The following is a 15,657-nucleotide window of genomic DNA, read 5'->3' on the forward strand; positions in this document are numbered from 1 at the left end:
CGACATTTTTCCTGGCGAGTCCAAGATGAGCGCCTTCATGCGTGCGCATGATTGGGAAGCCACGCGATTAGGACCGCCAGATCAATGGCCAGACGGACTGAAGGCGTCGCTCCGGCTCATGCTTCTGTCGCGTTTCGACATGTGGCTCGGCTGGGGAGAGGACCTCACTTTCTTCTATAATGACGCCTATATTCCAACGCTCGGTTCCAAGCATCCGACCGCGCTCGGCCAGCCCATGTCGCAGGTTTGGAAGGAAGTGTTCGAGGACGTCAAAGACCGCATATTCTCCGTCATGAACGATGGCGTCGCGACCTGGGACGAGCAGTTACTGCTGCTCCTCGAGCGCAACGGCTATCTGGAGGAAACCTACCACACATTCTCCTATAGCCCGTTGATCGGCAGCGCCGGCGCTGTCGAGGGACTGATGTGCGTTGTCAGCGAGGAAACCGACAGGGTCATCAGCGAACGACGGATCAAACAGCTGAATGATCTGGCCGCGGCGTTGCTCAAGGCGCAACGCCGATCGGATGTGACGCAAGCAGTTCATGATGTTTTTGCTCACGATGGCCGGGACTTTCCGTTCGCCGATCTGACCTTATTCGAATTGACCGACAGACCTTATCCCGGGTCCGACGACACAGCGTTTTGGCCCGTTGCCGACATTGAAAGAGGCGAGAAGCAAAAGGTGATCGCCTTTGAAAACTTGAAGCCTGATTTGCCGACCGGACCATGGCAGATCCCCCCACGCGAAGCTTTGATGCTTGCGGTCGAGCAGCCAGGGGAGCCAGAAGCCATCGGTGCCCTGGTGCTTGGCCTCAATCCCTACCGCATCCTCGACGATGTCACCCGGGATTTTGCGAGCTTGATCGCCGTTCAGATCGCAGGCGCGCTGGCCACGATCGACGCGCTCTCGGCGCAACGGCGCGATCGCGATCGCCTCTGGTCGCTGAGCCAGGACCTCATGCTGGTTTGCGATTTTGACGGCATCATCCGATCGGTCAACCCCTCGGCCACCCGGCTCCTGGGTTGGCAGGAAGACGAGATGATCGGCCACGTGCTGGCCGAGTTTGTCCATCCCGAAGATCTGCCCAGCACGGCGGCCGAGGTTGAGAAGCTGGCGCAAGGCATCACCACCCTGTCCTTCGAGAACCGCTATCGCTGTCGGGACGGCAACTATCGATTGCTCGACTGGAATGCGGTGCCGGATTCAGGCCGGATCCACGCGGTCGCGCGCGACATCACCCGGGAACGCCAGCTTGCCCGCGACCGGGAACGAATCTGGGCGATCTCCCCGATCGTCAAGGTCGTGACGACGACCGAAGGCATCATCAACGCCGTCAATCCGTCCTGGACGAAGGTGCTTGGATGGACCGAGGCCGATACGGTCGGCCGCAATATTCTGGAATATGTTGCCGAGGAGCAGGACGCCGCGAAGAGAAGATTGGGAAGGCTTGCCCAACCCGACGCAAAGGTCGTCGAATCACAAAGCGTTTTTCGGGCGCGGGACGGTAGCGAACATCGCTTCGCATGGACCACGGTGCCTGAGGGTGGGATGCTCTATTTGTTCGGACGCGATATCACGACCGAGACCGAAGCGGCCGAGGCGCTGGCCTCTGCCGAAGAGGCCTTGCGCCAGAGTCAGAAGATGGAAGCGGTCGGGCAGCTGACCGGCGGCATCGCGCATGACTTCAACAATCTGCTGGCGGGAATCCTTGGCAATCTCGAACTGCTGGAACTGCGCATTTCGCAGGGCCGACTGGAGGCGCTAAGCCGCCACCTTGAGACGGCACAAGGTGCGGCAAAACGGGCCGCTGCCCTGACGCAGCGGCTGCTCGCTTTTTCGCGGCGGCAGACGCTCGATCCCACGCCCGTCAATATCAATCAGCTGGTCGCAGGGCTGGAGGATCTGCTGCGCCGTACCGTGGGCCCATCGGCGGAGATCGAGGTAGTCGGGTCCGGCGGGCTGTGGACGACATTGGTCGATCGCTATCAGCTCGAAAATGCTCTTCTCAATCTGTGCATAAACGCCCGGGACGCCATGCCGGACGGTGGCCGGCTGACGATCGAAACGGCCAACAAATGGCTCGATGAACGTATGGCGCGCGATCGCGAACTGCCGCCCGGCCAATATGTGTCGTTGTGCGTAAGCGACACCGGAACGGGCATGACGCCTGAGGTGATCGCTCGCGCTTTCGATCCCTTCTTCACGACCAAGCCCCTCGGCGAAGGTACGGGCCTGGGCCTTTCGATGATCTATGGGTTCGTGCGCCAGTCCGGGGGACAGGTCCGGATCTATTCCGAGGTCGGCGCCGGCACGACCATGTGCCTCTATCTGCCCCGCTATATGGGCGCTGTCACAGAAACGCCGGAGCCGGAGCCGACGCAAATTGAACTTGGCGGCCATGGCGAAACGGTGCTCGTGATCGACGACGAGGCCTCGGTTCGCTCGCTCATCGTCGATGTCCTTACCGACGGAGGTTATCATGTCATCGAAGCGGCGGACGGCCCCAGTGGGCTCAAGGTGCTGCAATCCGACCTGCGGATCGATCTTCTGATCACCGACGTCGGATTGCCTGGCGGAATGAACGGTCGCCAGGTCGCCGACGCCGGCCGGGTGCACCGTCCCAGACTGAAGATATTGTTCATCACGGGCTATGCCGAAAATGCCGTGGTCGGCAATGGCCTCTTGGGTCAGGACATGCATGTCATCACCAAGCCCTTTGGCATTGAAGCGATCGCGAACAAGGTTCGCGATCTGATCGATGAAGGCGACAAGTCGGCAGGCTCGGGCGGGGAAGCATAACGAGCAGCGCAACTAGAGCGCCTGTGAAGCGCCAAATGGCAAGGCTGTGCCATCTGTCAATCATCGATGAAAGGCAGCGCTGCGCCGGGTTCAGGTGATGGCGATACTTCACCCGATTAGGATGTTTTGGCTGCAAGCCGAAACGATAGGAACGTTCGGGAAAAACCTAGGTTACTCTTTTAGCAGCGCGGCCTTTTGTCGCAGGAAGGAGATGGGGTGGAGCAGCGCGACGACTGGCATTTGACCGAGGCGATCAAGCATGACCTGGGCCGGGGCGACCCTTTCGCAGCCGCCGTTCGCGCTACGCGCATGCCGATGGTCATCACCGATCCCGCACAGGCCGATAATCCCATCATCTTCTGCAATAAGGCGTTTCAGGCCCTGACCGGCTACGAACGGGAAGAAATCGTCGGCCGCAATTGCCGTTTTCTCCAAGGGCCAGGTACGGACCGACAGTCTGTCGCACGAATAAAAAGCGCAATTGACCAGGGCGCCAATATCGAGATCGACCTCCTGAATTATCGCAAGGACGGCTCGACCTTCTGGAACGCTTTGTACCTTAGCCCGGTGCGCGACGATGCCGGGAATATCCAGTTTTTCTTCGCCTCCCAGCTCGATGTTTCCGCGCGTGTCGACGCGCAGACGGAAATTCACCGGCGGCATGACGAGATCGAACGGGAGGTCGAACGCCGAACGGCAGAGCTCAATGAAGCGCTCGAAGCCAAGACGCTCTTGCTGCATGAGGTCGATCATCGCGTGAAGAATAACCTCACCATGATCGGCTCCCTGCTGCGTTTGCAGGCCCGCACCATCAACGATCCGACGATTACGGCGAAGATCGAGGCGATGCTCGAGCGGATCGATGCTCTCGCTACCGTACACCGCCGCCTCTATCAGTCGGACGATGTGTCGAAATTCGACGTCGGCGCCTTCACCGAGAACCTGGTCGCGGACGTAGTCGGTTCAAGCGGCCGCGATGACATCAGGACCGCAACGGACATAGAACCGATCGAAATCCCATCAGGCAATGCGGCGGCGCTTGGTCTTGTCCTCAACGAGATTGTGACGAATGCGATCAAGCACGGTTTTGCCGATGGAAGGCCGGGAACGCTCAGCATATCGGCGCGAAAATCCGAGGGTGAGGCGATCATCATTATTGAGGATGACGGGCCGGGCATGTCTGCCGTGGGCACCGTCGATGGCTTGGGCCAAGTCCTGATAAAGCGTCTTTCGCGGCAAGTGGGGGCTCGTGCCGAGTGGATATCGGCCAATCCGGGAACGCAAGTGCGCATCATTTTTCCCGTGGAGAACTAAGTCCTGTGGACATTTATCGCATGGCGATCTTCAAAGCTGCGAGGTTGATCATAGCTCGGTAGCTTTGATCGGTTTTCTCGTATCGGGTGGCGATCCGCCGGAATGTTTTGAGGCTGCAGAAGAAGTTCTCGACGAGGTGCCTCCAGCGATAAGCGTGAAAGTCGCATTCGATCTTTTGCTTTCGGTTCGATTTGGGAGGGATCACCGCTACAGCGCCTCGTTCGTTCAACTCGGTTCGCAACCAGTCTGCGTCGAAAGCCTTGTCTCCGAGGAACATATCGAATTCGACGTCCTGGATTAGCGGTTTCACTCCGACGAGGTCGTGGCTCTGGCCAGGCACCAGTACGAAACGGGCTAGGTTTCCCAGCGCATCTACCAACGCCACGATCTTTGTGGTCAGCCCTCCGCGCGACCGTCCGATCGCCTGACGATGAGTCCCCCCCTTGCGCCGGTGCCCTGCTGATGGACCCGGACGATCGTGCCGTCGATCATGGCATATTCAAAGTCGCGGTCGCCGGATAGCTGCTCAAATAGAAGGTCGAAGATCCCTTTCACCGCCCATCTGCGGAAGCGACGGAAATTGGAGTTCCAGTTGCCGAAGCTCTCCGGCAAGTCCCGCCACGGCGCTCCTGTCGCAGCGATCCATAAGACCGCATCGACAAATCTCCGATTGTCTGCGGCAGAACGGCCTCGGTCCCCGATTTTACCGGGAAGCGCAGGACGAACCCGTTCCCACTGCTCGTCGCTTATTCCGTGTCGATCCAAAATGACGCTCCCTTCGCCAGTCTTGAATCCGATCCACGCGAAAAAGGGAATCCCCTAAATGTCCACAGGCCTTAATCTTGCATCGTCCCCAACCGCCGCTTTCCGTCCTGATCGTCGAGGACGAAGCCCTGCTCGCCATGGATATCGAGGCGATGATCGAAGATGTCGGGCATCATGTCGTCGCGGAAGCGGCGTCGCTGTTTGACGTCCAGGCGCTGTCCGATACGCTTGCCCCGCACCTCGCCTTCGTGGACGTCCAGCTTGCCAGACAAACCAGCGGCCTCGACGTGGCCCGGCTGATTACGAGGCGGTGGCCTGAAACCTTCATCATTTTCGTCACCGCCAATCCCAAAAAGATCCCCGATGACTTCGCGGGTGGACATGGCGTCATCCCAAAGCCCTTTTCCCGAAGCGGGCTGCAGTCGGCATTGCGCTATATCGAGGAGGGCGTATGCGACCCTCCGCCCACCTCGCCGCAACCTTCGAGCTTTCTCGCGTCAACAGCCTTTGCAGCGAGATGGGCCACTTGACAGGCTGGGTTCAACGTCTTCGAACACAGGTTGCGGGTGATCAGCCGGCGGAGCATGCTCGCGTTCCAACCACGAAATAGATCCATGTTAAGCTTGATATAGTCGGTTTGAAACTTGGCTAGAAGGCCCAGCCCCGCATAGCCGGCGCCGAAATCGTCAACGGCTGTGCCGAACCCCATCTTGATAGGAATCAACGACGGACTGCACATGATCAGTATCGGTGATCTGCTCGTTCTCGTTAGATTCGAAAAATGGCCGATTGGCGGGAAAGTCTGCTTCCTTGGCCGTCTTCAAGGTCAACTGGATGCACGCAAAAGACGAATAAACGGCATCAGGCAGGATATTAATCGACAGCCGCGAATCGGTCTCTAGAATTCGACAGCGACTGCGCCCTTGATCGCGGCGACGCGGCACTTCTGATCGAAGGCGTAACGGTTCTTAGACATGACCCCCGCGAGAATTTCGCCAGCAATTGCGCTTATGCTGCCGTACGAGGGATTCAAGGGCGAGCGGACGTCCCGATTGGATATCGAATATCGGCTGATATGGCGGGCTTGGGTGGCGGCACCGCATTAGTCGACATGGGGCATTGCGCGAACACTGTCGTAGACCAAACAATGACGATCGCGCTAAAAATCAATAATGTTACTTTGATATTGAAATTATTTTCTGTCGAAACGAAGAGTGCTGCAAGATGCGCATTTTTTCATTTGAAATAACTGATTTTGAAAAAATCGTCGTGAAACTTTTATTCCTCAACTAAATTTGTTCGGAATTGACCAATCAGCGCTTAGGCGATGAGCCATTTTCCTCTTTCGGCGCGTTTCTCTGCCATATTCTGGCAATGGAACAGCAATGAACCGGATGAGCGACAACCGTCTGCGCGAACTCGAACAAAGCCGTGCGCTGAAGATGGCGCGGTCTACCCACGCCTATGTGCGCGGCAACACCGCCAAATTCTACGACTGGCTGGCGGAGGCCGGCTTGGCCCGGCATCTGCCCGAAGGACCCGCGATCTGGATTTGCGGAGATTGTCATCTCGGCAATCTGGGACCCGTGGGCAATGCCGGTGGCAAGGTCGATATCCAGATCCGCGACCTCGATCAAAGCGTGATCGGCAATCCGGCGCATGATCTCATCCGGCTCGGCCTCAGCCTGGCGACGGCTGCACGCGGATCAGACCTTCCTGGCGTCACGACAGCGCGGATGATTGAGGAGATGGTGGAAGGCTATTCCCACGCAATGGCCGACCGGGACGACGATCGCGCGCTTGAGCCCAATGTCGTGCGCGCGGTACGCCGACGGGCGTTGGGACGCCGCTGGCGCCATCTCGCCGATGAGCGGCTCGACGATGTGGAACCGAGGCTTCCGTTGGGCAAGAAGTTTTGGAAGTTGGATGATGATGAGCAGTCGGCGCTCGAGGCGCTGTTCGAATCGTCTGCGGTGACGGCCATGATCCTTTCGCTCAGCGGACGCGACGCGGACGATCGCGCGCGCCTGGTCGATGCTGCCTATTGGAAAAAGGGTTGCAGCTCGCTCGGAAACCTTCGCTACGCGGCGCTGCTTGCGATCGGCGGCACGAAAAAGTCGCCTGCGGAATATGCCTTGATCGATCTGAAGGAAGCGGTCGCCGCCATTGCGCCGTCGAGCGATGCCAAGGCCATGCCGTCCGACCATGCGGCGCGGGTGGTCGCAGGCGCGCAGGCGCTCGCGCCCAACCTTGGCGAGCGCATGCTGGCCACGCAGGTGCTCGACCGGCCGATGGTGCTGCGCGAACTGATGCCGCAGGATCTCAAGCTGGAGATCGACCAGTTTTCGAGCGGCGAAGCGACCCGTGCTGCGCGCTATCTCGCCTATATCGTCGGCGTCGCGCATGCCCGCCAGATGGATCGTAGCGATCGCGCGCACTGGTCCAAGGCCATCGCCCAGCGCTCGAGCGCGGAGATCGACGCGCCCACCTGGCTTTGGGACAGCGTCGTCCATCTGACCGCCAGCCACGAGGCCGGCTATCTGGAACATTGTCGTCGTTACGCGCTCGCTCAGGCGGCCTGAACCCGAACGGGCGCCCCAGCCGCGCGAAACGGTGCGTCACCGGTAAATCATATTGACGCGGATCAGTTTGGAAAAATTTCCGGTGCCGATCACGAGCGTCAGAGCTTTTCTTCCCACCTGGGACCGCATCGGGCCACATGGCACCACGAAAGGACGCGCCTTGAACGAACTTGCCGGATGGATCGCGCCCGCCGCAACGATGATCGCTGCGATGATGACCGCCGCCAATCTGGGCGCCAGAATTACCGGATGGGGCTTTGTCGTCTTCACCTTAGGGTCAATCTGCTGGACGCTTGTCGGCATCGGTTCGAGTCAGACCAACCTCATCACGGCCAACGGCTTTCTGACTTTCGTCAACCTCGTCGGCATCTGGCGGTGGCTCGGACGGCAGCGCGCTTATGAGGATGGCGGCAAATCGGCGGAGGTCAAGAGCCGCAAATCGTCGGTCCCGACCCTGTTCACGGCGACCGGGATTGCGGGCCTGCCCGTCGTCGATGCCGACGGCACAGCCATGGGCAAGGCGGTCGAAGCGCTGATCGAATGCCGTTCCGGCGAGGTGAGTTACATCGTGGTTGCGACAGCCAAGACCGGTGCGCTTGGAGAAGATCTGCGCGCCGTCCCGCGCGACGCGATCCGTTTCAGCTGCGACGCGATCAGGGTCGACTTGAACGCCATCGCCTTCGCGGCGCTTGCACCGCTGGAAAGCGGAGATTGGCCCGACGCCGTCCCGCCGCGAGCGACGGGGCGCGCCGCATGAACCTCGCCTTCACCGCGATGCAGATCGCCCGGACCCTCGCCGAGGACGACATCCTTTTCCTCGCCGATGACGAGCAACAGGCCGAAGCGCTCACCGCTGCTGTGCGCTGCCTCCGGCCCGAAAACCCCGTCATTCATGTCGCATCGAGCGATGCTCTCCCCGGTGACCCCGTTCCCGCCTCCCCCGCCAATGCCGGCAGGCGAGCGGCGGCGTTGCGCGCGTTGCGGCTTACGCAGCAGGACAAGGAACGGCGCCCGGTCGCCTGCATATTGAGCGGCGAGGCGGCAGCGCGTCGCTATGCCGCGCCCCAGGCGTTCGATCGTGCGCCGCCGACGGTGCGCGTTGGCGATCCTGTCGACACGGAAGCCTTCAGGGCCGCGCTGGTCGATCTCGGCTATTTCGCCGACGATCGTGTCGACGAACCAGGCGAAATGGCGATCCGGGGCGATGTTATCGACCTATTCCCTGCGGATGCCGGCCTGCCGGCGCGTATCGACCTGCTGGACGGTAAGGTCAGCGCGGTTCGCGCCTATGATCCGGTGACCCAGCGAACGATCGCGGAGATGGAGGCGCTCGAGATCGGGCGCGCCGCCGAGCCGCCTGTCTGGGAGGCCGTCACGATCCTGGATCATCTGACGCCGGGCGTGCTTGCCCAATCGGACAAGGCGGATCGGCGGCGGCAAAGGTTCATCCAGCTCGCTACCGATGCGGTGGCACGCAACGGCAAGACGATCGACGCGATGGATGACGCGGACTGGTCACGCGCCTGCAAATCCTGGCGCAGCATGTCCTTTGACGATGCGATCAAGGCGGTTCCGCGTTTTGCGCAAGCAGCCTCGCCGCTCACCGCGTTGGCCCGCTTCGCCAAGCCGCTCCTGGCCGAAGGGCGCGCATTGCTGCTCGCGGGCAGTCGGCGCGATCTGCGCTTCCTGCGCACGCGGGTCGGCAAACGCCTCGCGCTCGACCTTTCCGAAGTCACCGACTGGACCAGTATCGAAGACCTGAAAGCCGGAAGCGGCGCGAGTATCACGATGCCGGTCGATGCCGGATTCGTCGACGAACAGCTGATCCTAATCGCCGCTGCGGATCTGATTGGCAGCCGCGCCGTCATGGACGACGACGCCATCGCGACCGCCAATCCCTGGGCGAGCAGCGGCGCGGAGATTCGCGTCGGCGACGTCGTGGTGCATGAGGATCATGGCGTGGGGCGCGTGCTCGGGCTCGCACCCGCCCCGACCCAGGGCAAAGCGGACAATGGCGCGGAGATGATCGCGCTGGAATATGCCGGCGGCGCGCGCCGGCTGGTCACGATCGACGATGCCGAAAAGATTTGGCGCTATGGTGCGGATGCCAACGCCGTGACGTTCGACAGGCTCGACGGCGCATCCTGGCTCAAGCGGCGGGGCGCGATCGACGCAGCCATCGCGGAAAGCGCCAAGGCCCTCGCAGCGCTGGCGGAGGCGCGTGCGAGCCTCACCGCACCGATCATGGCGCCCGATCCGGCAGTCTATGAACGCTTTGCGAACGGCTTCCCCTTCAACGAAACGGCGGACCAGGCGCGCGCCATCGCGGCCGTCCGCGACGACCTGACAAGCGGGAAGCCGATGGATCGCCTGGTCGTGGGCGACGTGGGCTACGGAAAGACGGAGGTCGCGCTGCGCGCCGCAGCCCTGGCCGCGCTCGCCGGCTATCAGGTGGTGATCGCCGCGCCCACCACGGTGCTCGTTCGCCAGCATATCGAAAATTTCCAGCGGCGGTTCGAAGGATCGGGCATTCAGGTCGCGGGCCTGTCGCGCCTGTCCAGCGCGGCGGAAAAGAAGGCCGTCAAAGCGGGGCTTGCCGACGGGTCTGTGCACATCGTGATCGGCACCGGCGCGGTCATGGCCAAGGGCGTGACCTATACGAAGCTCGGCCTAGTCGTGGTCGACGAGGAGCAGCGCTTCGGCGCCGCCGACAAGGTGAAGCTGCGCGGCGCGGGCGATGTGCATCTGCTGACGCTCAGCGCAACGCCAATCCCGCGCACCTTGCAGATGGCGCTTATCGGCTTGCAGCAGATATCGGTCATCGCCACGCCGCCCGCCCGCCGCCAGCCGATCCGTACCAGCCTCGACCAATATGAGGACGGGCGCATCCGCACCGCATTGCTCCGCGAAAAAGGGCGCGGCGGGCAAAGCTTCGTAGTGGTGCCGCGTATCGAGGATATGGCGACACTGTCCGAAAAGCTCCGTCGCGTCGTACCCGACCTCGCTCTGGTCGAGGCCCATGGCAAGATGCCGGCGACGGAGATCGACGCGGTCATGGTCGGGTTCGGGCAGGGACAGGGCGACATATTGCTGGCGACGAACATCATCGAAGCCGGACTGGACGTGCCGCGCGCCAATACGATGATCGTCTGGCGCGCCGACCGCTTCGGCCTTGCGCAATTGCACCAGCTGCGCGGCCGGGTGGGCCGCGGCAATCGGCGCGGACAGGTGATCCTTCTGACTCAAAGCGAGGAGGCGATCAGTGAGCGGACATTGAAGCGACTTCGTACCTTGGCGACGTTCGATCGTCTGGGTGCGGGGTTCGACATCAGTGCGCAGGACCTCGACATGCGCGGCGCGGGCGACCTGCTGGGCGAAAACCAGGCAGGACATATCAAACTCATCGGCATCGACCTCTATCAGCATTTGCTCGGCGCCGCGCTGCGCCAGGCGCGCGGTGAGGCGGTGGAGCGCTGGACGCCGGACCTTCATCTCGGCTCCGGCGGTGGCTTGCCGCAGGGCTGGATTCCCGAAGCAGATGTTAGGCTCGCACTCTATGTCCGTCTGTCGCGCATCATGGACGATGACGGAATGGATGCCTTCGAGGACGAATTGATCGACAGGTTCGGCCCTCTCCCCCAGGAGGCCGCCATGCTGCTGATGCGGGCCCGGATTCGCGTGGCGGCACGCACCCTGTCTATCGCGCGGATCGATGCCGGTCCCGCCGCCATCGCGCTTACCCTTCGCTGCGATCGAACGGGAGATCTGAGAGCATTGGGCCTGGTCGAGAAGAACGGCCGCCTGCTGCTGCAGCAGCCGACGCAGGACGACGAGCGCATCCCGCGCGTGCAATCCTTGCTGGACGCGCTTGCAATGATGGCCTGATCGGTGAACAGCGCGCCACTTGATCCCGATCAAGACGATTCATTGTGCAGTGCAGCAACGAATCCGAGCGATGAGGCGTTCCCTGTTTGCAATGGCTTCCGCCTGCGCTGGAGGCACAAAATGGCCCATTTGAGTAAGACGATCGCGCAATTGGCGAAACTAAGGTCCAAGAACCTCCCCAACATGATGCCAGGACGGCAGGACCGGCTGACCGATCTCACCGACTTCGGCAGCAACCCGGGCGCGTTGCACGCGCGCATATATGTCCCGGAGCATCTCGCGCGGGACCCGGCGCTGGTCGTGGTGCTTCACGGATGCACCCAGGACGCTGCCGGCTATGACCATGGGTCGGGTTGGTCGCACGTGGCCGACGATCACGGGTTCGCGTTGCTGTTCCCCGAACAGACGCGTGCCAACAATCCCAACTTGTGCTTCAATTGGTTCTCGTCGGCCGATGCACGGCGCGATGGGGGCGAGGCATCCTCGATCCGGCACATGGTCGCCGCGATGACCGCCCGGCACGACATTGATCCCTCGCGCGTGTTCGTGACCGGCCTTTCGGCCGGTGGCGCCATGGCCTCGATCATGCTGGCTGGCTATCCCGAAGTCTTTGCCGGCGGCGCGATCATTGCGGGCCTTCCCTTCGGCGCGGCCCATTCGATCCCTGATGCGTTCGCGCGCATGCGTGGGGCGGGCTACCCGGCCGACGCACGCCTTGCGACGCTGGTACGCGATGCGTCGGCCCACGACGGACCTTGGCCGATAGTATCGGTGTGGCAGGGCGGCGCCGACAAGACGGTCGATCCGTCGAACGCGGGGCGGATCGTCGCTCAGTGGCGCGGCATCCACGGTGTTGCCGATCAGCCCGCGACGCGCGAAGTTGTCGACGGATACGCACGAGATTGCTGGACGGATCCGACGGGACGACGCGTCATCGAATCCTACACGATCAGTGGCATGGGGCACGGCACACCACTCAAGACCGACGGGCCGGACGCTTGCGGCGTGAGCGGACCTTATATGCTGGACGTCGGCATTTCATCGACACGTCACATAGCCCGCAGTTGGGGGTTATTGCAGGCTGAGCAGCCCATGCATCGGCAGGAGCATCGCATGGAAGCAGCACCGGAGCCGGCGCGCGCCAAAGCAGGCGTCGGCGCGATCATCGAAGACGCCCTGCGTTCAGCTGGCCTGATGCGTTAAAACATTTGATCGGAAGTTCAGCTTGGCCACGAGTTCCGAACCGCTTGTTTCAGTGGCCATCAAGAAGGTCTCGCACCTTCGACGCCAGCGTCGTGTAAGTGAAGGGTTTCGTGAGCAGGTCAACGCCGGCCTCCAGCCGGCCGTCGCGCGTGATCGCGTCGCGCGTATATCCCGACGTGTAAAGGACGCCCAACCCGGGCTGCAATGCCTTGGCGGCGTCGGCAAGTTGGCTTCCCGACATTTTCGGCATCACGATGTCCGTCAGAAGCAGAGCAATGACGGGATCGGCGCGTTCGAGCAGTTTGAGCGCGGTTGAACCGTCATGCGCCTCTATGACGCGATAGCCCAGTTCCCTCAATATTCCGACGGTGTAGGCGCGGACATCGTCATCATCTTCCACCACCAGGATGGATTCGTGACCTCCCGCCTGTTCGTCTACAGGCACGACATCGGCGGCGAGGGCTGCGCTGTGACCCAGGTAGCGCTGAAGAAACAGCGTGATCGTCGTACCGCACCCAGGGGTGGACAGTATCTGGATATGACCGCCGGATTGCTTGACGAAGCCATAGACCATCGAGAGGCCGAGGCCCGTGCCCTTGCCCACTTCCTTCGTCGTGAAAAAGGGATCGAATACCTTCTCCACCGTCTCCGGCGACATGCCGATACCGTCGTCAACGACGCTGATCGCGACATAGTCGCCCGCGGGGGCATCGGGCACGGCGTTGGCGTCTAGCGTGACGTTCCTCGCTTCGATCGTCAGCGCACCGCCATCGGGCATGGCATCGCGCGCATTGACCGCCAGATTAAGAATGACATTCTCCAACTGATTGGGATCGGCCTCGACGGTCCAGAGGTCAGCTGTCGGCACGATCTGGATCGCGATCGATTCCGAGATGGAGCGCGTCAGCAGATCCGCCATGCCCGTCAGCAGCCGCTCGATGTCGATCGACTTGGGATCGAGCGGCTGGCGACGGGAGAAGGCGAGGAGACGCTGCACGAGCGCAGCGGCGCGGTCCGCGCCCTTCAGCGCGTTTTCGAGTGCACGCTTGGCGCGAGGATCGGCGCCCGGATCAAACCGGCGGATAACTGTGTCGATATTGCCGATGATGATCGTCAGCAGATTGTTGAAATCATGCGCGATGCCGCCAGTGAGATTGCCGACCGCTTCCATCTTCTGCGCCTGGCGCAGCGCATCCTCGACCGCTTGCCGCTCCGCCACCGCCTGCTCAACCCGCATCTCGAGCGTTTCGTTGAGGTCGCGGAGCGCAGCCTCCTGCGCCTTCGTGGCAGTCACGTCATAAATGACGCCAATCAGGCGGTAACCGCCGTTATCCTTGTCGCGCACTATCTCGCCGCGCCGGGCGATCCACCTTTCCTCGCCATCGTCGCTTCGGACGACGCAGAAACTGCCGTCCAGCGTTTCCGGTGGTCCGCCGCAATGTGCTTCGGGGATGAGGTCGGGCTCGTCCTTGTTCTTGAGGACTGAATTGATCGTTCGCACCGGCAGCGTGGTGGCGGGGTGAAGGCCGAGCAGCCGGCAAAATTCGCCCGACACCGTCGCGGTCGCATAGCCGTCGGAATATTCGAAAGTACCGACACCCCCGGCGGATTGTGCGATGCGCAGCCGCTCCTCGGTGCGCTTGCGTTCGGTCACATCTACCAGCAGCCCGGTGAAACGGACGGGCACATCCTGATCGTCGAAATGCGCCTGGCCCCGGCCGTGCATCCACAGCGTCTCGCCATTTGGCGCGACCACACGGAATTCTTTCGAAAACCGTTCCGCGCCAGCGGTCATGCCGGTTACCGCGATCTTGATCCGCGCCTGATCCTCGGGGTGGATCGCCTTGAAGAAGAGGCGCGTGGGCAAGACACGCTGCGCGTCCGCGGGATCGAGGCCGTAAAGCTCGGCAAAGCGCCCGTCGATGCGCAGTTCGCCGGCGACGACGTCCCAGTCCCAAGTGCCGCTCGCTCCTGCGGCTGCGAGGATCGCGCGGACATCGTCTCCTGCATCCGCCCCGGCAAGCATCAGTCCGTGTCACCCACGATATTGGCGATGAACTCTGCAAGCAGTTCCTTCAGGACGCCGAGCGACGGCAAGTCCATGATCATCGCGATATAACCGCGTATGTCATGCTTGCGGACGGCAAAATCGATATAGAGAAACAGGACCAGCCCTTCAGAAGGTCCGTCTTCGTTGACCTCGAACAGCATGGCGCCCGAACCGCGAAGGACTTCCGGTATGGTCATCGTCAGCGACCGCTTGAGCATGTTGGCCATGGTCGCAAGGCAGCTGTTGAGGATGATGTTGCCGGTCTCCGCCAGCGCTTCATGCTCGAGGTCGACGACTTCCTGCGCGGTCAGCTCGCCGCCCGTAACCGCCCGCACCAGCTCCAGGCTGTTGGTTTCGGGAAAGATGAGCAAGGCGCGGCCGGAGAAGGGGCCGGAGAAATCCTGCCGAACCGCGACCAGCTCGGATGTCTCGCGTTCGCTGATCAGCCGGGCCGCGCGGCGCTGGCTCACGACTTCGATCGAGGGCACGGACAGCAGGACTTGATCGCCGATCATCTTGCGCAGGCTGGATGCCGCGCGGCTGACGCCGATATTGACGATCTCGGTCAACGCGTCGCGCTCGAGATCGTCGAGCGAGATGCTTTCAGCGGTCATGCTTTCGACGATCGCAGGCGCAGCGCGGCGCCGGACAGAAAGCCCTGCAACCCTTCGCTGGTGACCGGCTTCGCCACGAAAGTCGCGCTAGCCGCGCGCGCGCGGGCGATGATCTCATCCTGGATGTTGGCGGTGATGAGCGCGATCGGCATGTCCGGTCGCGTCTCGCGCAATTCTTCGGTCAGTTCGAGGCCGTCCTTGTCCACCATATTGAAGTCGATGAGGCAGATATCCACCGGCTTGTCCGCGATCACGGCCAGGGCTTCGGCGGCGCTCGATGCTTCCAGTTTCTGCCATTCCGGCTGAAGCTCGGCCAGCGCCTTGCCCGCCACGATCCGGGCGAGTTTGCTGTCATCGACGATCAGGACGGTAACGGACATGGCAACTCCAAAAGGGCGCAGAGCGGAACAGCGCAAGAGTCGCGCCGAGCGTAACGCATGC

11 protein-coding genes are annotated in these 15,657 nt (G+C 61.9%); 7 read left to right on the plus strand and 4 right to left on the minus strand.

The features are described from left to right. Positions 1–118: 118 nt before the first annotated feature. Both sphantq_RS03515 and sphantq_RS03520 read left to right on the plus strand, forming a co-directional pair. Positions 119–2,803 (plus strand): hybrid sensor histidine kinase/response regulator, encoded by a 2,685-nt coding sequence (locus sphantq_RS03515; RefSeq protein ID WP_272800175.1) that lies wholly within the window; start codon positions 119–121, stop codon positions 2,801–2,803. 216 nt (positions 2,804–3,019) lie between these two features. Continuing rightward, positions 3,020–4,117, plus strand: coding sequence for a PAS domain-containing protein (locus sphantq_RS03520; RefSeq protein ID WP_261935077.1), 1,098 nt, complete (start codon positions 3,020–3,022; stop codon positions 4,115–4,117). Positions 4,118–4,130: 13 nt separating this feature from the next. Here the strand turns inward: sphantq_RS03520 and sphantq_RS03525 are convergent. Then, positions 4,131–4,882, minus strand: a protein-coding gene (locus sphantq_RS03525) for an IS5 family transposase (RefSeq protein WP_272798406.1) whose coding sequence is annotated in 2 segments (ribosomal slippage) — positions 4,131–4,561 and positions 4,561–4,882 — 753 coding nt in all. Because the reading frame shifts where the segments join, the coding sequence is not laid out codon by codon here. Positions 4,883–5,034: 152 nt separating this feature from the next. Here sphantq_RS03525 and sphantq_RS03530 point away from each other — a divergent pair. From sphantq_RS03530 to sphantq_RS03550, 5 genes are all read left to right on the plus strand, one after another. Then, complete coding sequence (locus sphantq_RS03530; protein WP_261936756.1) at positions 5,035–5,412, plus strand: response regulator; 378 nt, start codon at positions 5,035–5,037, stop codon at positions 5,410–5,412. An 864-nt stretch (positions 5,413–6,276) separates the two neighbouring features. Further along, a complete protein-coding gene (locus sphantq_RS03535; RefSeq protein ID WP_261935078.1) occupies positions 6,277–7,464 on the plus strand; it encodes a DUF2252 domain-containing protein in 1,188 nt (395 codons plus the stop codon). A 160-nt stretch (positions 7,465–7,624) separates the two neighbouring features. Beyond that, the gene (locus sphantq_RS03540) at positions 7,625–8,221 is read left to right on the plus strand and encodes a PRC-barrel domain-containing protein (RefSeq protein ID WP_336314440.1); all 597 of its coding nucleotides are present in this window, start codon (positions 7,625–7,627) and stop codon (positions 8,219–8,221) included. Beyond that, complete coding sequence (locus sphantq_RS03545) at positions 8,218–11,349, plus strand: DEAD/DEAH box helicase (RefSeq protein WP_443021549.1); 3,132 nt, start codon at positions 8,218–8,220, stop codon at positions 11,347–11,349. The genes sphantq_RS03540 and sphantq_RS03545 overlap by 4 nt, the downstream gene beginning before the upstream one ends. 120 nt (positions 11,350–11,469) lie before the next feature. Next, positions 11,470–12,552: an extracellular catalytic domain type 1 short-chain-length polyhydroxyalkanoate depolymerase gene (locus sphantq_RS03550; RefSeq protein WP_261936758.1), complete on the plus strand. Its 1,083-nt coding sequence runs from the start codon at positions 11,470–11,472 to the stop codon at positions 12,550–12,552. Positions 12,553–12,601: 49 nt separating this feature from the next. On the opposite strand, the gene sphantq_RS03555 is transcribed toward sphantq_RS03550, so the two are convergent. The 3 genes from sphantq_RS03555 to sphantq_RS03565 are packed head-to-tail and all read right to left on the minus strand — an operon-like array spanning position 12,602 to position 15,596. Next, a complete protein-coding gene (locus tag sphantq_RS03555; protein WP_272799624.1) occupies positions 12,602–14,578 on the minus strand; it encodes a hybrid sensor histidine kinase/response regulator in 1,977 nt (658 codons plus the stop codon). Next, positions 14,578–15,216 (minus strand): chemotaxis protein CheX, encoded by a 639-nt coding sequence (locus tag sphantq_RS03560; RefSeq protein ID WP_272799625.1) that lies wholly within the window; start codon positions 15,214–15,216, stop codon positions 14,578–14,580. Before sphantq_RS03560 ends, sphantq_RS03555 begins: the two co-directional genes overlap by 1 nt. Beyond that, on the minus strand, positions 15,213–15,596 hold the full coding sequence (locus sphantq_RS03565; protein ID WP_272799626.1) for a response regulator: 384 nt from the start codon (positions 15,594–15,596) through the stop codon (positions 15,213–15,215). The genes sphantq_RS03560 and sphantq_RS03565 overlap by 4 nt, the downstream gene beginning before the upstream one ends. Positions 15,597–15,657: the final 61 nt, after the last annotated feature.

This window comes from Sphingobium sp. AntQ-1 (genome assembly GCF_028538045.1).
Taxonomy (GTDB): Bacteria; Pseudomonadota; Alphaproteobacteria; order Sphingomonadales; family Sphingomonadaceae; genus Sphingobium; species Sphingobium cupriresistens.